This window comes from Bartonella sp. CL25QHWL (assembly GCF_042195335.1).
GTDB lineage: Bacteria > Pseudomonadota > Alphaproteobacteria > Rhizobiales > Rhizobiaceae > Bartonella.
Genome location: NZ_JBHIOE010000026.1, coordinates 1 through 7,246, shown reverse-complemented (window position 1 = coordinate 7,246; position 7,246 = coordinate 1). Strand labels below are relative to the sequence as shown.

At 36.1% G+C, this 7,246-nt stretch carries 3 protein-coding genes and 1 pseudogene; all 4 read left to right on the top strand.

All coding sequences use genetic code 11. The annotated features are described in order from the left end of the window. A partial coding sequence (locus tag ACFILY_RS08760) for a YadA-like family protein (RefSeq protein WP_375631735.1) occupies positions 1-276 on the top strand: 276 nt, incomplete at its 5' end. 436 nt (positions 277-712) lie between these two features. Continuing rightward, positions 713-913 carry a hypothetical protein gene (locus tag ACFILY_RS08755; protein ID WP_273791568.1) on the top strand — a complete coding sequence of 67 codons (201 nt, stop codon included), beginning with the start codon at positions 713-715 and terminating at the stop codon, positions 911-913. A 1,227-nt stretch (positions 914-2,140) separates the two neighbouring features. Further along, positions 2,141-4,813: a YadA-like family protein gene (locus tag ACFILY_RS08750; protein WP_375673334.1), complete on the top strand. Its 2,673-nt coding sequence runs from the start codon at positions 2,141-2,143 to the stop codon at positions 4,811-4,813. A 1,207-nt stretch (positions 4,814-6,020) separates the two neighbouring features. Further along, positions 6,021-7,246: pseudogene (locus tag ACFILY_RS08745) on the top strand (hypothetical protein); the annotation flags it as partial.

Here is a 7,246-nt window from a genome sequence, read left to right as displayed (position 1 = left end):
ATGAAATTTGAGACGTTGAATTATGCTATTCAGGATGTTCGGAAAGAAGCAAGACAAGCTGCTGCTATTGGTCTAGCAGTATCTAATTTAAGCTATGACGATACACCGGGAAAATTAAGTTTTTCATTTGGTACGGGTGTATGGCGCAGTCAATCTGCACTTGCTCTTGGTGCTGGTTATATGTCTGAAAATGGAAGATTTCGCTCTAACGTATCTGCAACGAGTTCTGGGGGACATTGGGGGGTAGGTGCTGGATTTAGGGTAACACTGAATTAACAATAGAAAATTCGAAATAAATTTTCCTTCTCTTATCAAATGCGTTACATGTGCCATTTAAAGAGAAGGAAAGTTATTTTCATCATAAATGAATAGCAATAGAAGATAAGGGCGTATTTCGAGTAAAAATATATTTTTTATTATGAAATTTTATATGAAAAAATCATTTATCATCTCCAAAAGGAATTATTTGAGTAATCGATATTTATTTTTAATATATTGTAATAATATTATTAATGAATGCAGCATTGTTTTTTATGACAAGATAGGGGGTATTTTATTTTGCATAATTCTACTGCTGATAAGATTATTATTGGATTGTATAATGCCATAAAAGGTGATCAATTACATGACAGTGAGCAGCAGATTAAGACAGTTTTTAATGATGCGAAAAAATATATAGATAAATGTTTTTCTGAATCCATAGTATAATGCAATGAGTAATGTTGTTAATGATGCAAAATCTTACACGGATACAAAATTTGAAGCATTAAGATGTGATATTAAGACAGCTCAGAAAGAAGCAAGACAGGCATCCTCTGTTGGTTTAGAAGTATCGAATTTAAGTTATTTTAATATCCTTTGGTCTTTAAGTCTTTGTTTTGGTAGTGGTTTATGGCGTAGTCGATTGGCTTGAGCTATTGGAACCGTTTATATGTCAGAAGATGGAAAGATTCGCTCTAATATATCTGTCACGAGTGCAAGAGGTTACAGGGGGTTAAGTGCAGGAGTAAACTTAACACTGCATTAATAATAAAAAACGCATTCGCCCTTGTTTCATCAGACAAGGGTAAAAATTTTATAAAGAAGTGATATTTTACACAGAAACTCATAGAGTAGTATACTTGTAAAGTTTTATAACAATGTATTTTGTAATAATAATCTTAGTGGGACTAATTTTAGTTACAGTGAAGCATTTTAACAAAAAAAATTACAAATGCAGAGTGATGTTTTTATATAAATTAATAGAGCACGCGTAATCGCACAATATTTTAAAACTGTACAGTTTATAATTTTATTAATAGGAATATCCACTAGGGGGTATGCTTAAAGAAATAAAAAATCTCATTTTTTCCATTTTTATTATTTTCTTTGTATGTAGCAGCGGGAATGATTAAGTAAGACTCACTTTGATCACAACAGGGATATTTAAAGCATAACGATGCACCAGCACTTTTATAAAAGCCTAAAGTGTAAACAATGAGGCTATGAATTCTAGAATTATTTCAAGAATCAGAAAGACGCATTATATAAAAATATAAAAAAATAATTAAATTATTTTTTCCTTGCTATTTTTTAATAATCTGTATAGAGTGCGAAAAATTAATTAAAATAAACTAGAAATCTTCTCGCAAAGCGGGGTGCGGTAAGTTATGGAAAAATTACAAAATCACAATCGTCTGATCTCAAAAAGCTTTAAGAGATACAAATATAAAACTCATGGGTATCTCGCTTATTTTCACGACAAAAGCACAATAACCCTACAAAAAACGCTCTAAATTACTCAACAAACAACTTAACTCCCTTGCGCAATAAACATCCTTTATTGCCTCTTAAACACACAACACTTAATAATAGCGCGCAAACATGTTTTTTCTACACTTCTTTCACCTTTCTTCGCCTTTAAATTTAAAGGCTCTGCTACAGAAAGAAAATCCCCCCTAAAAGGGGAAAATAAACCTTATTAATCGGACTATCAATCAAGGTGGACTACAACCTCATTGATATCTTAGATAGTCCTCTTCCGCATTATGACAACCCTAATCTTTTATAAAACAAGAAAAAACTACCTCTAGAGCTTAGTAGCACCGGAATATGTCTTTTTAATGTTTTTAATATGTTTTTTTTACTTAGAGGATTTATTATGAAAAAAATATTATATACCACACCACACACACTAGCAGTGAGTAATTTAAAAAATTCTTGCTCGTCTTATCGATTACCTTTTATAAAAACGCTTTCATTAGTGTCAGTAGCTGCTTTTTTATCAAATGCTTCTCCTGTTTTTGCTTGTGATCTTTGGGGTAATGTAGAACAGTATTTTGGCGGAGGTACAAATATACGTAAAAGTATTGCGCCAACCTATATAATTAGAGGTAAAATATATAGAGATGTTGCTTCTGCGTTGTATGGTTTGCAGAATTATGTCGCTGAATCCACGTATGATAAGTTTGTTAAGCAAGATGCATCAGGACTTATTACAATTGGTGCGGACGTAGGTGGTAATAGAATAACTATCGCAAATAGCTCTCATGGATTGAGGACTCTTACTGGTGTTGCTGATGGTTGGGTTTCGCCAGTCTCGTATGATGCAGTCAATGGTTCTCAGCTTTTTTCCCAAGGCATCAGTACTGCGATCTCTTTTGGCGGTGGTGCTGGATACGATAGAAAAGGAAACTGGATAGCTCCTACTTTTACAGTTAAGGTCTTTGATAAAAATGGTGATGGAGCTGAAAAGGACTATACGAGTGTTGCGGATGCCTTTACTGGCGTAAGTAGTTCTTTCACGAATCTTGATGCAAAGATTGAAAATATTAAGGTGGCAAGTAATAGTCTTGTTAAGCAAGATGATACAGGACTTATTAGCATTGGTGGAAAAGTAAGTGGAACTAAGGTAAGCATTGCAAACGTTGATAATGCAGTTCGGACTCTTACAGGTGTTAAGGCTGGTTCGATTACAGCAGTGTCTACTGATGCGATAAATGGTTCTCAACTTTATTCCATGAGCAATGTAGTTGCAGGCTATTTTGGCGGTGGTGCTGGTTATAAAGATGGAAACTGGAGTGCTCCTACTTTTACAGTTAAGGTCTTTGATAAAAATGGTAATGGAGCTGAAAAGGACTATACGAGTGTTGCGGATGCCTTTACTGGCGTAAGTAGTTCTTTCACAAATCTTGATAAAAAGATTGAGAATATAGTCATTGATGGGACAGGTGATAATCTTGTTAAGCAAGATGATACCGGACTTATTACCATTGGTGGAAAAGTAAGTGGGGCCAGGGTAAATATCGCGAATGTTGATAATGTGGCACGGACTCTTGCGGGTGTTAAGGCTGGTTCGATTACAGCAACATCGACTGATGCGATAAATGGCTCTCAATTTTATGCCATGAGCAATGTAGTTGCAGGCTATTTGAGTGATAATGCTGGATATGATAAAGATGGAAACTGGAATGCTCCTACTTTTACAGTTAAGGTTTTTGATAAAAATGGTAGTGGGACTGAAAAGAACTATCAGAATGTTGGGGATGCGCTTTCTGGTGTAAGTAGTTCTTTTACGAATCTTAATCAAAAGATCGAAAGTGTGACAGGTGATAGTTTTGTTAGGCAAAATAGCGTTGGGCTTATTACGATTGGTGGAGACAAGGGTGGTGATAGAATAGATATTGCAAACGGTATTAATTTTCCACGAGTTCTCTCTGGTGTTAAAGGGGGTGCATTTACGGCAACATCGACCGAAGCGGTAAATGGTGGTCAAATTTATTTTATGGCTCAGGCATTTGCACATTATTTTGGCGGTGGTGCTGGATATGATAAAGCGGGAAAATGGTCAGATCCTACATTTACAGTTAAAGCCTTTGATAAGAATGGTAATGAAACTGAGAAAAACTATACTAATGTTGCAGATGCGTTTTCTGGCGTTAATAGTGCTTTCACAAGTTTGAATGAGGAGATTGTTAAGATAAAGGATAGCGTTGGTATTATTGAAAAAAGTTATACACCTCAAGATAATTCTTCGGATATTATTTCAGAAGGCTTTCCTTTTATGAGAAGCGCACGTTTTCTAAGAAGCTTACCTCTTGCCATAGATGAGGAAGAAAGCGCCATAGATGAGGCGGATAATTCAACCACGGTAACTGTTGCTCCTAGTGAAATTTTAGAAAAGTCAACTTATGAAGTGACTGACTATCAGTTTTCGCAGATGAATAACAAGGTAACAGAAGTTGAAAAAAATGTAACCGACGTTACAGACAGGGTAACAGAAGTTGAAAACAAGGTGAATGTTGCGGTTAGCTATGATACCGATGATAGCGGAAAGAAAATCAATAGCATCACTCTAAAAGGTGTCGATGACAGTGAGCCTGTTTTGATTACGAATGTTCAAGGTGGAAAAATTGAACATGGCTCTAAGGACGCAGTGAATGGTGGTCAGTTATACGATCATACCGCGGAGCAGATGAAGATTACTCTTGAAAGTGCGAAAGAGTATACTAAAGAACAAGTCGATAATGGTGTTAATGCGGCGAAATCCTATACCGATATGAAGTTTGACGCACTAAGTTATGATATTACGAATGTGCGCAAAGAGGCAAGGCAAGCAGCAGCGATTGGTTTGGCAGTCTCTAACTTACGTTACTTCGATGACCCAGGATCTGTGAGTGTTTCATTTGGTGGTGGTTTTTGGCGTGGACAATCTGCCTTTGCGATTGGTGCAGGTTATACATCTGAAGATGGCAAGATTCGTTCTAATCTATCAGCAACCAGTGCTGGCGGTCAGTGGGGTGTAGGTGGTGGAATAACTCTGAAATTAAAATAACACCAGAGAATATGAAAAACTACAATTTAAGCGAAGTTTCGCCCTTGTCTCATCAGACAAGGGCGAAATTTTATATTATAGAGAAGTAATATTTTACAGAGAAGTCCATAGAGTAGTATACTTATAAAGTCTTATAACAAGGTATTCTATAGTAATAATCTTAGTGAGATTGATTTTAGTAAAAAGTGAATTACTTTAACAAAAATTTTATAAATACAGCGTAATACTCTCATATAAATTGATAGAGTGCGTAATCGCACAGTATTTTAAAACTGTACGTTCTATAATTTCATTGATAGAAAATATCCATTGGGGGGATACGTTTAAAAAAATCAAAAATCGTATTATTATTATTTTATTTATTTGCTCTGTGCATAGCAGTAGCAATCATGAGGTATGCAACAGCGGCAATTATTAGTAAGACTCATTTTGATCAAAATGGGACACCTAAAACGAACGATTAAACAGAACCTCTAGACAAGTCTATAGTGCATGGAATCTATGAATTTTAAAGTTATAAGGATATTTTACGATTGTATAAATCGGAAAGACTCATTCTGTAAAAATAATTAAATTCATTTTCCTCTTGCTATTTTACGCAATAGTCTATAACATTGCGAAATATTCTTTAGTAAGACTCATTTTGGTAAAAACAGAAAGATGCTCGCAAGGGGGGCGCGACGGATTATGAAAAAAACAAACAATCACCTTCATTTTATTTTGAAGCTCTTTGAGAGAAAAAAATCTAAAGCTCAAGAGTATACCTCTTACCCCCGCGATAAAAGCGTAATGATTTCACAACAAGTACTCTAAATCATTCAGCCAACAACTTAACCTTTTCCCCTAATAAACATTACAGCCTCTTAATTATACAAAATGAACTCTTTTACTTTAAAAACTATAAACCGCAGATCTAACAATAGGGCGCAAGTATGTCTTCTTCATATCCGTTTTTCACCCTCATTCAGGAGTTTTGTTGCAAAAAAAAGCATCCTTCTTAAAAGCGGAAAAAATAAAAAACCCATTAACCAAACCTTTAATCAACGTCCATCACAACCTTGCCGGACTTCTAATTACTTCTGTTCGCCTCTGCGGCAAACTCAAACTTTATAGAGAACAAACAAAAATCACGTCGTTAATCACCCCTAGCACTGAAATATGACTTTTTAATGTTCTAAATATGTATTTCTTATTTGGAGAATTTGTTATGAAAAAATTATATACCACACCAAAAGCGCTAGTGGTGAATGATTGTAAAAATTCTTGCTCGTTTTATCGACGGCTTTTTATTAAAGCGCTTTCATTGGCTTCAGTGATTATCTTTTTATCAAATGTTTCTCCTGTTGCTGCTGCTACTCAGATTTTAAATAACAAATCAAACGACTTTAGTGGTGGTGCAAATGCGCTTAAAGGTATACCGCCAGCCTATGTAGTTGGCAGTAAATTGTATAGAGATAGTGGCTCTGCATTTGTGGAGGGGGAGGATACCCCCAAGAACTTTAGTCTTAATATTAAGTTTCAGACTAAAGCTGCTTTTGATACTGCATTTGCAGGTACGGAAGGTTATAAGAATGTAGAAGGTTATAAAAGTGTTGCGGATGCATTTTCTGGCACTAATAGTGATTTGGCAGGTTTAAATCATCAGCTTGTTGAGATAAAGGAACCCCATGCTATTGGGGAAAAACAAGATAATCCATCTCAAAGTGATGATCAGCATAAGAACACAGACAGCTTTTCTCTTATAAGAAGCTTACCCAGTGCACTAAACCGAGCGGATGATGGGCCAACTGTGATAGCTATTGCTCCTACCTCAGTATTAACTGACGTGACTTTTGAGAGTAGTGAAGGTAAGACACGGCGTCTTTTGAAGGTTTCTCCTGGTGAGCTCTCAAAAATGTCAACCGATGCCGTTAATGGTTCCCAGCTTTATACTCTAGGTGATAAAGTTGCAAAATCTTTAGGTGGTAACGCTAAGTATGAGAATGGCACGTGGACTGCTCCTACATTCAAGGTTAAGCGCTTCAATTCTGATGGTGACGTTACTGACTCGACTTATGACAGTGTCGCGACTGCCTTTGCCGGTATTGGTGATTCTATCGCGAATATTAAAAATGAGATTAGCAAAGAAATTGCTGGTGAAAAAAGTGATTCTTTAATCTGGAGCCAAACGGCGAATGCCTTTGTAGCGACGCATGGGGATAGTAAAGAGAACAGCAAGATTACGTCTCTTAAAAATGGAGACATTAGTAGAACGTCAACGGATGCTGTAGCTGGTAACCAGCTATATGCTCTAGGGAGCAATGTTGCGAAGTCTTTAGGTGGTGGTGCTAAGTATGAGGATGGCCAATGGAGCAAGCCTAAGTTCACGGTTAAAACAGTAAAATCTGATGGTACTGAGAGTGAGGAGAGCTATACAGATGTGGCTTCAGCGTT

Bases quoted from the DNA above. Each gene is read 5' to 3' on its own strand.
- ACFILY_RS08755 (WP_273791568.1), top strand. From the start codon at position 713: ATGAGTAATGTTGTTAATGATGCAAAATCTTACACGGATACAAAATTT.
- ACFILY_RS08750 (WP_375673334.1), top strand. From the start codon at position 2,141: ATGAAAAAAATATTATATACCACACCACACACACTAGCAGTGAGTAAT.